Annotated in this window: 1 protein-coding gene; it reads right to left on the bottom strand. The window is 45.5% G+C overall.

The window, feature by feature from the left end; all coding sequences use genetic code 11:
- Window positions 1–1062, bottom strand: a 1062-nt coding sequence (locus ACWF4Z_RS38380; RefSeq protein ID WP_452248117.1) for a right-handed parallel beta-helix repeat-containing protein, incomplete at its 3' end; no start/stop codon positions are given.
- Between the last annotated feature and the right edge of the window lie 113 nt (window positions 1063–1175).

Raw genomic sequence — 1175 nt, forward strand, 5'->3', positions numbered from 1 at the left:
CCCTTGAGCAATCCAAATGCCCCGGCTGAATTTTCTCAGGAGATTATCTTTAATGATCATATTTCCGCCGGAAACGTTCACACCGTCAACGACTTGAATGAGACAGTTATTCAGAAAAGCGATGTCATCTGACAGCACTGCGCGAAGACCGATGCTGCGCCTTGTTTCAGACAGTCCGTTTTGAATTTGGTTTCCGTCTACCTTTACGTCGGAAGACTGATAAACCAATATCCCTGTGTTTTCAAAGTTGCTGATTTTGTTGTTCGTCACAAGAACGCTCTTTCCCCTGACATCAATTCCAGTTGAAAATCCGGTAATGAGGTTGCCAGCGATCACTGCATCACTGGTCTCTTTTCCTTGTGATACACCGAGTCCGGTTATCCCGACTCTTGGCGCAGCCGCCGCGTCTTCAGGGCGCCTCAGTATATTTCCCTTGATCACTGTTTGCGTCCCATATCCGTAGCTGATTGTATTGTCAGAGTGATTTCCTTCTATTAAAATGCCATACCCGTTAAAATTGGTCACAGAACTTGAAACGTTTCCAACAAAGTGGTTATTGCGAATTGATACATTAATCGGTTCCTCATAATCAACGTCACCTTCGCCATATCCTTCAATGTCAATTCCGAATTTCGGGGCTGTTCCATTCCCCGTTCTGGCATCTTCAATCAAGCACTCCTCCACCGTGACCATGTCACATCCGGTAATGGAAATGTTATTTCTCCTCGACCGCCGAACCTCACAGCGGCGGATGATAATTTGCTCTGACGTTCGATAATCTTGATTGGTCTTTAATCCCCTTGGGCTGACTATGATCCCATCGCCGGTAAAATCGGAAATTTTCACATCATCAATGAGAACATTCGAGCATCCTTCAATACATATGCCAAAGCCCCATTCATGGGTTGACCTTATCCCTGCCGAGGCATACGTATGCTCATCCCGTTCGCCGATAATTTGTCCCCCGGAAATGGTTATATTCTCTTGCTTGCCTACATAAAATGCGGAATAACCCCACGAACTATTCGGTATCACTTTCATGATACATTCGGGGTCCATCATAATCTCAAGGTTGCCGGGAACAATGATCCCCGCGTTTCGAAACCTCTGATTAAGATCTCCGCCAAGCGTTGCGTCTATTAAATATGTTCCCTTTGGAAACCAGACAGTATGAT

This window comes from Kribbella sp. NPDC055071, assembly GCF_053608045.1.